We start from the raw sequence: 12,518 nt of genomic DNA on the forward strand, positions 1-12,518 counted from the left end.
ACCGGGCATTCCCAGCCGGGGTGGGCAGTTTCCCGCCGAGCAAGTGACGCGGGACTCCTGCCCCGGCGTGCCCGCGCGGCCCAGACTCGATGCGGCTAGTGAACGCCGCCAGACGGGAGTGCACGGGTGAGCAGTCGGCGAGAAAACGGTACGTCCGGAGCGGGCCGGAGCGGGCCCGAACTGCTGGTCGTCGGCGCCGGCCCGGCCGGGCTGACCTCCGCGCTGGCCGCATCGGCACTCGGCATCGACGTGACCGTGCTCGAAGCCGAGCCGGCGGACCGGGTGCGGGCCGGCAGCCGCGCGCTGTTCGTGCACCGGGAGAACCTGCGCCGGCTCGACCGGATGAGCCCGGGACTCGGCATGAAGATCGCCGGGTTCGGCATCACCTGGCGGGCGCGACGCACCTTCTACGGCGGCCGCGAGGTGTTCGCCAGGGAGTACCCGGCCCCGGACACCGAAAGCCTGCCGCCCTACGCCAGCCTCCGCCAGATCGACACCGAGCAGTTCCTGATGGACGCCTGCCTGGACGCCGGGGTCCGGTTCGTCTGGGACGCGCCGATCGAGGACGTGCGCAGCACCCCGGACGGCGTCACCGCGCTGACCGCGGACGGCCGTTCCTGGCAGGCGCCTTACCTGATCGGCGCGGACGGCGGGCGGTCCGCGGTGCGCAAGGCGGTGGGCATCACCCTGGAGGGCGGGCGCTCCACCGATTACCGAGTCGCGGTCGACCTCGAAGACCCAGTGGACACTGCGCCTTCTGTGACAGGTGAGCGGATCAACCACTACCGCCACCCCAGGGTGGACCTGCGCAACCTGTTCATCGTGCCGTTCGCCGGCGGCAGGCAGGTCGACCTGCAGTGCCGGACGAAAGAGGACGCGGAGATCATGGGCCGCCCGGAGGAGGTCCGCCGGTGGTTGCCGAAGGTGGTCGACCCCGGCTACCTGGACCGGATCCTGTGGATCGCCCGCTACCCGTGCCTGCAGCTGGTGGCCGACCGGTTCACCGACCGGCACCGCCGCGTGCTGCTCGCCGGCGAGGCGGCACACCTGTTCGCCCCGCTCGGCGCTCGCGGCATGAACAGCGGTATCGCCGACGCCGACGCGGCCGCCGGCGCGGTGGGTCTCGCGCTGCGCTCGGCGAACCCGGAGCGCGCGAAGGACGCGGTCGACAAGTTCGCCGACGCGCGGAAACAGGCCGGGGACCACAACTGCGCCGCGGCCAGCGCCGGACTGGCCCACGTGCGGGCCGGCAACGTGGTGGCCCGCACCCGCCAGTCGCTCGCCGCGCGGCTCTCCCCGGTCGTCCCGCGCTTCGGCGCCTGGCTCGACGAAGCGCCCTACGGCCCCCGAGGCGCCATCCGCCAGAAAGCCGGCACCTACTAGCCCCCGCCGTGTTTGCCGTATCCGCCGCCGTGTTTGCCGGTTGCGACACCGAGTTGGCCGGTTCGGGCGGTCATCGTTCGGCTACGGCAATCGGCGGTGCCGCCGCAAACGGCAAACTCGCCGACCGCGATGGCCAACACACCGCCCGGAACGGCAAACACGACGTGACCAGTCGGGTCAGCGGTCGATGGTGAGGCCGGCGCGGACGGCGAAGACCACGAGCTGGGCGCGGGAACGAGCGTGCAGCTTGACCATCGCCCTGCTGACGTGGGTGCGCACGGTGGCCGGGCTGAGCACCAGTTCCTTGGCGATCTCCTCGTTGGAGTAGCCGGTGGTCACCCAGGCCACCATCTCCCGCTCCCGGTCGGTCAGCTCGTCCAGCCCGCCGACCGGGGCACCGGAAGGCGGCGCGCTCGGCGCCACCTGGCTGGCGAACAGCGAGACCACCCGCCGGGTGACCGACGGCGAGAGCAGCGCCTCGCCCGCCGCCACCACCCGGATCGCCCGTACCAGCTCGTCCGGCGCGGTGTCCTTGAGGATGAACCCGCTCGCCCCGGCCTGCAACGCCTCGAAGACGTACTGGTCGACCTCGAAGGTGGTCACCACGATCACGCGGGTCCCACCGAGCGCGGGGTCCGCGCCGATCCGGCGCAGCGTCTCCAGGCCGTCCATGCCCGGCATCCGGATGTCCAGCAGCAGCACGTCGGGCCGGTCGGCCCGGATCAGCTCCAGTGCCGCCTCGCCGCTGTTCACCTCGCCCACGACCGCCATGTCCTCTTCGCGGTCGATCAGCACCCGCAGCCCCATCCGGACCAGCTCGTGGTCGTCGGCCAGCGCCACCCTGATCATCGCGCACCCCCGGCCAGCGGAAGACGAGCCGACACCCGGAAACCGCCGCCTTCGCGCGGCCCGGCCTCCAGCCTGCCGCCGACGTCCTCGACCCGGCCGCGCATCCCGGTCAGCCCGCGGCCGGGCGCCGGCTGCTCCCCGGCCGAACCGCACCCGCGGTCCACGACCTGCACCAGCAGCTCGTCCCCGGACCGGACAATGTGGACACCGGCACTGGTCGGCCCGGCGTGTCTGAGCACATTGGTCAGTGACTCCTGCACCACCCGGTAGGCCACCACGTCGATATCGCCGGCAAGTTCCGTGTCCATGTTCTCCATTTCGAGCTCCACCGGCAGACCGCCGGCGCGCACCTGTTCGACGAGTTCACCGAGCCCGGCCAGACCCGCGTCCTGGGTCAGGTCCGGCAGCTGTCCCCGGTCCGCCGGCGCGGGCGGCGGTTCCTCCCCTTCGGCCGCGGAATCGTTGCGGTGGAAGGTATCCAGCATGGTGCGCAGCTCGGTCAGCGACTTGGCGCTGGTGGCCTGGATCGCCTCGAGCGACTTGCGCGCCTGCTCGGGCTGCTCGTCGAACACCAGCAGCGCGACCCCGGCCTGCATGGCGACCACCGCGAACCCGTGGCCCGCCACGTCGTGCACCTCACCGGCCACCTTGATCCGCTCCTCCAGCGCGACCCTGGTCACCAGCTCCTGCCGCGACCGTTCCCGCGCCGACCGCGCCATGTGCAGCAGCGCGCCGAGCGACCATGGCAGCACGATCCAGCCCATCCAGGCCAGCGTCAACGGCAACGGGGTGTCCCCGATCAGCCTGACCAGCACCGTGGCCGAGGCGGCGGCCGCAGCCAACCCGCAGGCGGGCAGCGAGACGCGCAGCGGGCGCAGCCGCGCCACCTCGAACATCCCGATCACCATGCACAGCTGCACGGGCCCGTACGGATAGCCCTCGAACAGGTACACGCTGACCGAGAGCATGCCGCCGGCCAGCGCCCATACCGGGGCGGTGCGGCGCAGGCCGAGGGTCGCCACCACGGCGAGCACGATCAGCAGGTACGCCCAGAAGTCCATGGCACGGGACCGGTCGGCCTGCAGGGTGGCGGCGCCGATGGTGCCGAAGATGACACAGATCCCGAAGCCGGCCGCGAAAGCGAGGTCGCGCAACGGCAGCAGTGCGCGCAACCTGGCGAGGTGCATACGAAGACCTCAGGTCGCTTCGAAGTCCAGACGGCCTGTCACGGTTCGAGAATACGGCCGGCCCCGCCGAACGCAAGTCCTCCCCGGAACGAGCCCAACGTGACGTTTGGCTCGTTCTACTGGCCGAACGTCACGTTGGGCTCGTGGCCGACCTACCGTGCGGCTTCGCCTGCTTTCGGGCGGTCCAGCTCGGCGGCGACGTCGAGCACCAGGTCCAGATCCTCGGCCGGGAACAGGCAGGCCCTGGCGATCGCGTCGGAATCGGCCAGGATGACCGAATTCACCCCGGGTCGGATGCCGGCCGCGGTGACCCAGTGCACCGACTCGGTCGGCACCCCGAAGGCGAACCGCCGCGGGTGCGGCCGTTCGTCGGCGTCCACCAGGTGGTACGGCCGCCTGGTCACCGCCAGGCCACCGGTCTCGTAGTGCTCGCCGGGCTGGTCCGGGATCAGGTACGGCCGGCACTGCCCGGTGCGCAGCAGGCATTTGATCAGCGGATCGTTGGTGCGCCTGATATCCATCTCCGGCAGCCTGGCCTCGACCAGTGCCGAGACCCGCACCGGCGGGCCGGGGATCGCGACCGAGCTGACCAGGAAGGCGTCGCCGTCGGGCGCGGGTTCCACCCGCACGCCGGGGCCGAACACCTGCAGCAGCCCGGCCTGCATCAGCGCGATCATCTCCTCGATCCGCTGGGCTGGCGGCCCGATCGAGACGAACGCGTTGAACGGGGTGTACCACTCGCGCAGTTCGTCGCGATAGGACCGTCCGGTGAGGCCGCTGTGGTCGACGACCAGCCGGATTTCGTTGCGCAGGTCGCGAAGCACGTCCAGGGCGGCCTTGACCGGGCTGGTCACGTTGCCGCGGCGGGCTTCGACGAGGTCCGCGCGCAGGTAGTCCAGCAGCCAGCTCTGGAACTCGGCGTGATCGCCGAAGCTGCGCTCGCCGTACGGACGGGCGATCCGCGCCCAGTCCCACAGTTCCGACGGCCGGACCCCGTGCCGGCCGGGCAGCCACTTCTCCGCGATGACGTCGTCGGCGAGATAGCGCCCGACGAACGCCTCCGCCTCGGCCGCGCCGCGGCGTTCGGAGATCAGCGTGCGGTAGTAGACCGCGCCCACCTCCCGCGCGATCAGCGACCACACGTCGCGCTGGAACTCCGTGCCGCCCCGCGCCCGCAGCGAATCGATCACGTCCTGGGTCAGCACCCGCGGCTCGTGCCGCCCGGTCGGCCCCTTCTCGTTCTCGCCGCGCGCGTGGTAGGGAACGCTGCGCCGCGAACCCGCGTACATCAACGGCTCGCAACCCGAAGGCCGGTAGGTCAGCCCGCCGTCCTCGCGCCGGACGAACCGCCCGCCGCGGCCGGTGGTGAGCAGCTCCAGGTAGTCGAAGAAGTTCAACCCCATGCCGCGCAACATGACCGGCTCGCCCGCACCGATGAATCCGAGGTCCACATCGGCCGGGTTGCTCGGCGGCTGGTAGCTGACCTTGCCGTCGCCAGCCGCCGAGTACTCCGCCAGCCGCCGTTCCTCCTCGGTGGGCACCATGTCCACGTGCCCCTGCGCCAGCACCACAGCGTCCAAACCGGACAGAAGACGGCCGTCGTCGAGCTCCAGCACCTGCGAACCGCCGGCGACGTCGTGCAGCGCCACCGCGGTGGCGCGGTGCAGCTCCACCCGGATGTGCGCGGGCGCGGACCGGATCAGCCGCCGCAGCACCCAGCGCAGGTAGTACCCGTAGAACGCGCGGGTCGGATAGGAGTTCGGGGTGAGCTCCCCGGCCTCCGCCCGCACGTGCGCCGGGTACGCCGCACCGAAACCCGGCCGCTTGGCCCAGTCGTAGAGCGACGGTCCCGGCACGATCGGCCCGGCGCACTCCACGCTTTCGTCGGTGTACATGGTCACCTGCGACGCGACCGTGTTCATCAGCAGCCGCTGCGGCTGGTCGACCCGCCACACCCGGCCCCCCTCGCCCGCGAGCGGGTCCACCAGGTGCACCACGACGCGGGCGGACGAGCCGGAAACCGCCGCGTTGGCACAGATCCGTTCCACCACGGAGATCCCGCGCGGCCCGGCGCCAACGACGCAAAGGGTGGTGGTCATCTCAGGCCCTGCGCGCCGAGTCCTTCGACTCCCAGCTGTAGAAGCATTCGGCCATCGCGTCCTTCGGCGACTTCCAGGTGGGCAGGTACGGAGTGATGTGCTCCTCCAGCAGCCCGCTCACCCTGGCGAACTCGGGGTGCTTGCGCGCGTCGCCGACCGCGCTGTCGCCCGTCACCTCGGTCTCCAGCAGGTGCACGTACAGGTCACCGAGCCGGTACAGCGAGCGGTGCTGCACGCCGGCCACCCGGGGCAGTTCGGTCTGGTCGGACTCGCCGAAGATCTCCGCCACGCGACGCTCGGCATCGGGCTGGATCTTGGCGACGATCAACGTCCTGTGCATATTTGCCTCAATCGAGTGAGTAATACATGTTTCCCGGCCGGATAGTCGTGTTTTCGACTTTCCTGGAAAAGTATCCGCAGCGGCCCATCCCAACGTCGTGAGCCTCGCGTCCTCAGCTCGGCGGGAACCTGTTCCCCATGCGGGTAAACAGGTCCTGGTTCTGCTGCCCCATACCGGCCCGGCGCGCGTGCACCACGGCTTCGGTGCGGTCCACTATCCGCAGTTTCGCGAAGATCCTGGACAGGTAGTTCCGGACCGTCTTGATGGACAGGTCAAGGTCGCGGGCGATCGCCGCGTTGCCCCGGCCGTCCGCGATCAGCTCCAGCACCGCCCGTTCCCGGTCGGTGAGCTCGGGGAACGGCATGCCGCCGCCGCGCGGCTCGGTCAGGTGCTCGATGACCCAGCTCGCCACCCCCGGACCGAACGCGATCCCGCCGCGCCGGACCGTGTCGATGGCCCTGCCGATGTCATCCATGCTGGCGCCCTTGAGCAGATAACCGCGGGCACCGGCGCGCATCGCGGCGAAGAACGTTTCGTGATCCTCCAGCACGGTCAGGATCACCACCGCGGTACCGCGTCCACCAGGCTGTCCACCGGGCTGCCCACCGGGGTCCCTCGCCGCGATCGCCCTGGTGGCCATGATCCCGTCGATACCGGGCAGCGCGATCTCCATCAGCACCGCGTCCGGCCGCAGCTGGCCGCTCATGCTGACCACGTCGTTCCCGGTGCCCGCCTCGCCGACCACCTCGAAGGCGGGATCGGCCTCGAGCAGCTTCCGCAGCCCGGTCCGGAAAACTGGGTGCTCGTCGCCTATCAGTACCCTGATCCGCTCGCCGTACCGCCCGTCCGCCCTCACGAGCACGATCATCGGCACCGGATCCTAGCCTGCGAAACATTTCTGTTGAAAGTCTCAGGAGTTCCCAGCGGATTCAGGGACGTAAATCCCGGCCGAACGGGAATTCGTCCCGTTCGGCCGGGTTTTCACTCGACCGTTCAGTCGATCAGCTTCCGCTGAGCATTTCCACGATCGGCGCGAACTTTTCCAGGAAACCGGAATTGACCGAAATGTAGGAAATGCCCAGTTCGTCGCGCCAGCGGCGCAGCACGTCCGCGTTCTCCGCCGCGGTCCCCGGCAGTACCGTCACCGCACCGGCCGCGGCGAGCTCGGCGCTGCTCATGCCGATGTACTTCTGCATCTGCGTCGGCAGCTCGTCGCCGACCGCGATCAGGTTGATGTTCAGCTCGATCTCGTCGAAGCGCGCGCCAGCGGTCTCCCTGAACCGGTCCACAATGGACGCCGCCTCGGCCTCGGTGGTCTGCGGCTTCCAGGTGAAGGTCACGATGTCCGCCTCACGGGCGGCGAGGCCGAGCAGCTTCGGGCCGGCACCGGCCAGCAGCAGCCGCGGCCGGTCCTCCTGCGCCTTCAGCTCCGCCACCAGCTCGGCCACCCCGGCCACCCGTTCACCAGGCGAGCCGAAATCGCGGCCAAGCTCGGCGGCGAACTGCTCGGACCCCGGGCGCCCGGTGCCGAGCCCCAGCTCGAACCGGCCGCCGGAGAGGTTGTGCAGGGTCTGCGCCTGCCAGCTCAGCATCCGCTTGTCCCGGAACGCCTCGGCCAGCACGAAGGTGCCGAAACGCAGCCTGCTGGTCACCGCGGCCACCCCGGACAGCACGGTCAGCGGGTCGTGCGCGCCCATCGGGTCGGGGGTCACCAGCGTGTCGAAACCCAGCTCTTCGGCCCGGCGGGCGACGCTGGTGACGGCCTGGATGTCCGGCGCGTAGCCGGCGACCACACCGAACCGGAACGGACGATCGGGCATGACGAACTCCTCGGGCTAGCTGATGGGACCGGACGCGCGCCCGGTCAGGACTTGACGGTTTCCCGGTCGCCGTTGACCAGCCCGTACAGTGCGACCGCCCCCGAGCCGGCCACCACGGCCAACGCGATCGCGGAGACCACCATCTCCACCGGCGAAGCGGCGAAGGGAGACACGCCGGCGAAGGATTCGATACCCACCACCACGGTCAGTACCCCGTACGCGGCCGACGCGAGCAGCACCAATTGCGTCCGCTGCCGCTCGGTCCAGTCCAGGAACCGCAGCAGCCAGGCCAGCCCCGGCAGGATCAGCAGGCCGTGCATGGCCACCGCGTGCAGCGGCTTCAGCCCGCCGGCCGTGGTGTAGGCGAGCTGCGGGTTGCCGCCCCTGGCCTCCACCACGCCGCGGGCGATCATCACCGCGCCGGTGACCAGTGCCACCAGCAGGGTGAGGAAGCCGAAGCGCACCGCCACCCGCATGCTCGGCGACAGCTCCCCGGTACCGATCAGGATCGACGCGGCGAAGCCGATCGCGGTCAGGATGATGATCCCGCCGCCGGCGGCCAGCGTCATCGCGACCACGTTGTCGAACGGGGTCTCGAAGTTGAAGTGCGACGGCACCCCGCGCCAGGCCTGCAGGCTGACCCCGGCCGTCTCCACCACGCAGGACGTGGTGAACACGCCGAGCAGGATGTTGCGCGCCCGCGGCCGGATGCGCACGAACGAGGTCGCCCAGGCCACCGTGATCAGCGTCAGCCCGAAGGACAGGCCGAAGGTGGCCGCCTTGCGCAGGGACACCGGGCCCGACCAGGAGGCACCGGTCACCAGCAGCACGACCACGTGCACCAGCCCGCTGGCGAACAGCGCGGTGCCGATCGCGTAGGCGATCCGCTCCACCCGCCTGCCCTCGATCCAGGTGCGGCCCAGCGCCTGCCACACCTTGTGCAACCTGGTCATTTCCATGTTCACCATTGTCCGTGCCGCGCTCGGGCACCGGCAAGGCACAGGGAGAGTAAGTCCGGGCTGCGCTTCTGCGGCCATCCAGTACGTCAGCCTGCGTAGGCGCAGGGACGCCCCAGGGCGGACGTTTCCGCCGGCCGGGGCGCGCATGCTACCCGAGTGACCGAATTCGAAACCGCGCTGAGCCCGGCCAGCAAGCTGAACGCGGCCTTCCTGTTCGTCGCCGCCGGCGGGATCATCGTCCAGACCGCCTTCGTGGTGCCCGGGTACTCCAGCCTGCCACCGGGGCCGATCATCCTGGCCTGCGTGGCCACCGCCGTGCTGGCGCTGGCGCCGAGGTGGCGATGGGTCAGCGTGCTCGGCCTACTCGCTCCTGCGTACGTCATCACCACCGGCATCGTGGAGCGGACCAGCTGGGCGCGGCTGCGCGACCCCGGCGACTTCCTGCCCTTCCTGGGGGCCGTGCTGCAGGAGGTCGGCGTGCTCTTCGGGGCCCTGTTCGGGGTCATCGCGGTGGCGCAGGCGTACCGATCCAAGACAGCGCAGCGACCGGATTTCGACAAACAGGACGCCTGAACGACCTCGTGCGCGTTTTTGTCATCCACGAGCGCATTCGTGCTGCCCGGCATTCATCGGCGCTCATCGGTGACCGAGTTCCCTTCCTTCCCGTGACGGGCCGGTTCCCTGGTAGCCGGGACAGGCGACTCATGACCGAGGGACCTTCACGGGCCAAGGTCGATACTGCACCCACACCGCGTATGGAGGTAAGTATGTCCACCCAGGACAACATGGATCTCGTTCGGATGATCACAGAAAAAGGCTTGAACAACGGCGATGTCAGTTTCCTCGACGACGTGTTCTCGCCGGACTACGTGGTGCACGCGCGCGATCTCAACCTGCCCGCCGGGCCGCACGCCTTCGCCAAGGCGGTGGAGTTCTGGCGCCAGTCCTTCCCGGACTTCCACTGCACCATCGAGCACATGATCGGTGAGGGCGAGTACGTCGCACACCGCTTCAGCACCACCGGCACGCACACCGGTCAGCTCGGCCAGATGCCGCCGACCGGCCGCAAGTTCCACGTCTCCGGGGTGGACATGCACCGCGTCGTCGACGGCAAGGTCGTGGAGTCCTGGATCAGCGACGACATGCCGCGGATCCTGATCGAGATCGGCGCGCTGGCCCCGGCCGGCGGCCCGCCCGCCGGTGGTCCGCCGAAGCACTGACCTCCCACTCACCTGCGTCGACCGGTTCGGCGAACCGACTGGAGAATTACATGGGAATGCAACGGATCGGATTTCTCGGCCTCGGCGCGATGGGGTCCGGGATGGCGAGCCGGCTGGCCGCCGGCGGTTTCACCGTCTCGGTCTACAACCGCACCAGGGCCAAGGCCGAGGCGCTGGCCGGGCCCGGCATCACGGTGGCCGAGACGCCCGCGGACGCGGCGCGCGACGTCGATGTGCTGCTGGTGAGCCTGGCCACCGCGGACGTGGTGGAGGACCTGCTGTTCGGCACCGGTGGCGCGCTGGCGGCGGCCGCCCCCGGCACGATCATCGCGGACATGAGCACGGTCTCGCCGGACGCCGCGCGCGCGTTCGCCGACCGGGTGGCCGCCGCCGGCCACCGGGCGCTGGACTCCTGCGTACTGGGTAACGCCCAGCACGCGAAGGACGGCGAGCTGCGGTTCATGATCGGTGGCGACGCGGCGGACGTGACCGCGCTGCAGCCGGTCTTCGACGTGCTGGCCAAGGAGGTCGTGCACCTCGGCGACCACGGCAAGGGCGCCACCGCGAAGGTCGCGATGAACCTGTTGATGGGTGTGCAGATGCAGTCGCTGGCCGAGGCGATCGTGTTCGGCGAGCAGGCCGGCCTCGACCGCGGGCAGCTGATCAAGATGATCGCGGCCAGCGGCTACAGCTCGCCGATGATGAAGTTCAAGGCCGGCGCGATGGCCCGGCGCGACTTCGAGCGCGCGGACTTCAAGCTCGCCCTGATGCGCAAGGACCTGATGCTCGCGCTGAGCGACGCGCAGCGGTACGGCGTACCGATGCCGGCCACCAGCGCCAGCTACGAGGTGCTCACCGCGGCGGTCAACGCCGGGCTCGGCGATCTCGACTGCGCCGCCGTGCTCTCCGAGGTCGAACGCCAGTCCGGCGTCTGAGCCCCGGAAACCCCGAACCAGGGAGAAGAAATGCGTTACCAGCACGTGAACGTGGCCCGGTCCGGGGGACTCGAGACGATGGAGCTCACCATCTCGGACACCGGGCCGGTGAAACCGGGTGAGGTGATCGTCCGGGTCGAGGCGGCCGGTATCTCCTACGGCGACATCCTGCACCGGCTCGGGGTCATTCCCGGTTCGGTCAAGCCGCCGTTCACCCCCGGCTACGACCTGGCCGGCGTGGTCGAAGAGGTCGGCGCCGGGGTGCAGGGTCTCGAAGCGGGCCAGCCGGTCGCGGCGGTGGTCAACACCGGCGGCTACGCCGAACGCATCGCGCTGCCCGCCGAGCGGGTGGTGCCGATGCCGGCCGGGGTGGACGCGGTCACCGCCGTCGCGGCCGGGCTGAACTACTTCATCGCCTACCAGATGCTGCACCGGGTGGCGGCCGCCAAGCCGGGACAACGGGTGCTGGTGCACGGCGCGTCCGGCGGGGTCGGCCTCGCCTTCCTGCAGCTGGCCGAGCTTGCCGGCATCGAGTGCTGGGGCTCGGCTTCCACCAAGAACCAGCACATCATCGAGAAGTACAACGGCCACCCGATCGACTACCAGCGCGAGGACTTCGTGCAGATCATCCGCGGGCTGCCGGAAAAGAAGGTGTACGCGGCCTTCGACGCGATCGGCGGGTTCCACTTCCACCGCTCGTACTCGCTGCTGGAAAAAGGCGGCATCCTGGTCGCATACGGCCAGAGCGCCGCGCTGGTGGACGGCAAGCCCAAGGCCGCGGTCGGGGCATGGGGGTTCCTCGGCGGAATCGCCTTCCCCAAGCTCATCCCGGACGGCAGGCGCACCACCTTCTACAACGCCTGGGCACTGGAAAAGAGCCACCCGCAGGCCTACCGGGAGGACCTTGGCAAGGTGCTGAGCCTGCTCGCCGAGGGCCAGATCGAGCCGATGATCGCCAAGACGGTGCCGCTGAGCGAGGCCGTCACCGCCCAGCGAGACCTGGAATCCGGGGCGGTCACCGGAAAGATCGTGGTGACGACCGAGTAGCCGGCCGAATTTCCTGCGTGACACCGGATCTGTTCCCAGCCTGCCGGGATATCCGGCCCATGCCCCGGTGACCGGTGCCGCGCCACCCTGAAACAGAGCCAGAACCGTCGAAGCAGAAAACACACAAGGGAGTGCACATGTCCAACGAGAAGCCCCCCGTGACCATCGATGTCGCCGACCTGAAGCCGTTCGACCTCGGGTCGGACCAGGGCAAGGCGATCTGGCACATGGGCTCGCTGATGGTCTTCAAGGCGACCAGTGAGGAGACCGGCGGGCAGTACTGGCTCGCCGAGCAGACCGCCACCTCCGGCTACGCGTCGCCGGTGCACGTGCACACCCGTGAGGACGAGCTGTTCTACGTGCTCGAGGGCGAGCTCAGCATCGAGATCGACGGCGTCATGCACAACCTCGAGGCCGGCTCCACCCTGTTCGGCCCGCGCAACCTGCCGCACTCCTACAAGGTCGAGTCGCCCACCGCGAAGTGGCTGGTGCTGGGCACCCCCGGTGGTTACGACGGCTGGTTCTTCGACACCGGCAAGCCCGCCGAGCGCCTGGAGATCCCGGCCTTCAACCCCGACGACATCCCGGACTTCGGCGCCATCATCGCCGCGGTGGAGGCCTACGGCGGCAAGGTGCTCGGCCCGCCGCGCGCCTGAGCACCGGCCCCACCCCGCGTCAC

General features: G+C 70.0%; 13 protein-coding genes. 6 read left to right on the plus strand and 7 right to left on the minus strand.

What is annotated here, in order from left to right:
- Window positions 1-126: 126 nt before the first annotated feature.
- The gene (locus AMYNI_RS0106190) at window positions 127-1,383 is read left to right on the plus strand and encodes an FAD-dependent monooxygenase (RefSeq protein WP_020667117.1); all 1,257 of its coding nucleotides are present in this window, start codon (window positions 127-129) and stop codon (window positions 1,381-1,383) included.
- A 177-nt stretch (window positions 1,384-1,560) separates the two neighbouring features.
- Here the strand turns inward: AMYNI_RS0106190 and AMYNI_RS0106195 are convergent, their stop codons facing one another.
- The 7 genes from AMYNI_RS0106195 to AMYNI_RS0106225 form a co-directional block, all read right to left on the minus strand.
- Window positions 1,561-2,232, minus strand: coding sequence for a response regulator (locus AMYNI_RS0106195; protein WP_020667118.1), 672 nt, complete (start codon window positions 2,230-2,232; stop codon window positions 1,561-1,563).
- A complete protein-coding gene (locus AMYNI_RS0106200; protein WP_020667119.1) occupies window positions 2,229-3,419 on the minus strand; it encodes a sensor histidine kinase in 1,191 nt (396 codons plus the stop codon). The genes AMYNI_RS0106195 and AMYNI_RS0106200 overlap by 4 nt, the downstream gene beginning before the upstream one ends.
- Window positions 3,420-3,571: 152 nt before the next feature.
- Window positions 3,572-5,518, minus strand: a complete 1,947-nt coding sequence (locus AMYNI_RS0106205; protein WP_020667120.1) for an FAD/NAD(P)-binding protein — start codon at window positions 5,516-5,518, stop codon at window positions 3,572-3,574.
- A 1-nt stretch (window position 5,519) separates the two neighbouring features.
- A complete protein-coding gene (locus AMYNI_RS0106210) occupies window positions 5,520-5,858 on the minus strand; it encodes a TcmI family type II polyketide cyclase (RefSeq protein ID WP_020667121.1) in 339 nt (112 codons plus the stop codon).
- A gap of 112 nt (window positions 5,859-5,970) precedes the next feature.
- On the minus strand, window positions 5,971-6,726 hold the full coding sequence (locus AMYNI_RS0106215) for a response regulator (protein WP_020667122.1): 756 nt from the start codon (window positions 6,724-6,726) through the stop codon (window positions 5,971-5,973).
- 133 nt (window positions 6,727-6,859) lie between these two features.
- Window positions 6,860-7,678 (minus strand): LLM class flavin-dependent oxidoreductase, encoded by an 819-nt coding sequence (locus AMYNI_RS0106220; protein ID WP_020667123.1) that lies wholly within the window; start codon window positions 7,676-7,678, stop codon window positions 6,860-6,862.
- 44 nt (window positions 7,679-7,722) lie between these two features.
- Window positions 7,723-8,631: a hypothetical protein gene (locus AMYNI_RS0106225; protein ID WP_040406580.1), complete on the minus strand. Its 909-nt coding sequence runs from the start codon at window positions 8,629-8,631 to the stop codon at window positions 7,723-7,725.
- 162 nt (window positions 8,632-8,793) lie between these two features.
- Between AMYNI_RS0106225 and AMYNI_RS0106230 the strand changes: the two genes are divergently transcribed.
- The 5 genes from AMYNI_RS0106230 to AMYNI_RS47045 all read left to right on the plus strand — a co-directional run bounded on the left by AMYNI_RS0106230 (window position 8,794) and on the right by AMYNI_RS47045 (window position 12,495).
- Window positions 8,794-9,210 carry a hypothetical protein gene (locus AMYNI_RS0106230; RefSeq protein WP_020667125.1) on the plus strand — a complete coding sequence of 139 codons (417 nt, stop codon included), beginning with the start codon at window positions 8,794-8,796 and terminating at the stop codon, window positions 9,208-9,210.
- Between the two features lie 194 nt (window positions 9,211-9,404).
- Window positions 9,405-9,857 carry an ester cyclase gene (locus AMYNI_RS43735; RefSeq protein ID WP_020667126.1) on the plus strand — a complete coding sequence of 151 codons (453 nt, stop codon included), beginning with the start codon at window positions 9,405-9,407 and terminating at the stop codon, window positions 9,855-9,857.
- Window positions 9,858-9,907: 50 nt separating this feature from the next.
- Window positions 9,908-10,792, plus strand: a complete 885-nt coding sequence (locus AMYNI_RS0106240) for an NAD(P)-dependent oxidoreductase (protein ID WP_245573884.1) — start codon at window positions 9,908-9,910, stop codon at window positions 10,790-10,792.
- Window positions 10,793-10,822: 30 nt separating this feature from the next.
- Window positions 10,823-11,839, plus strand: a complete 1,017-nt coding sequence (locus tag AMYNI_RS0106245) for a medium chain dehydrogenase/reductase family protein (RefSeq protein ID WP_020667128.1) — start codon at window positions 10,823-10,825, stop codon at window positions 11,837-11,839.
- A gap of 137 nt (window positions 11,840-11,976) precedes the next feature.
- Complete coding sequence (locus AMYNI_RS47045; RefSeq protein ID WP_020667129.1) at window positions 11,977-12,495, plus strand: cupin domain-containing protein; 519 nt, start codon at window positions 11,977-11,979, stop codon at window positions 12,493-12,495.
- The last annotated feature ends 23 nt before the right edge of the window (window positions 12,496-12,518 follow it).

Origin of the sequence: Amycolatopsis nigrescens CSC17Ta-90, assembly GCF_000384315.1 — a bacterium.
Classification (GTDB): domain Bacteria; phylum Actinomycetota; class Actinomycetes; order Mycobacteriales; family Pseudonocardiaceae; genus Amycolatopsis; species Amycolatopsis nigrescens.